At 69.6% G+C, this 286-nt stretch carries 1 protein-coding gene; it reads right to left on the bottom strand.

The annotated features are described in order from the left end of the window. Window positions 1-286, bottom strand: a 286-nt coding sequence (locus ACZYSP_RS35545; RefSeq protein ID WP_489019260.1) for a DNA/RNA-binding winged helix domain-containing protein, incomplete at both ends; no start/stop codon positions are given.

The raw sequence follows: 286 nt of genomic DNA, 5'->3' as shown, positions 1-286 counted from the left end.
CCTTCGCAAGATCGCGCACCCATGGCGGATCGAAGCCGCCGTCGGCCAGCCTGGGCAATAGCTTCTGTGCGAGCTTCTGTTCTGCTTCGCCGAGGCGTGCCGCATGGTCCGACAGATGCAGCCAGGTGCCGCTGCGCACCAGCGCACCGCGCGCGACCAGATCGTCGAGCGCGTGACGCCACAGCGAGTCGTCCGCGCGTGGCCCGGCCAGCCGCTTGAGGCGGCGCGCATCGGGTCCGACTTCGTCTGGCGCGGTGCGATGTAAGTCTGCGAGGCGCCCGGTGAT

It is taken from the genome of Variovorax sp. F042 (assembly GCF_057814215.1).
The sequence above is the reverse complement of the archived record's forward strand: the minus strand, read 5'-3'. Positions and strand labels throughout refer to the sequence as shown.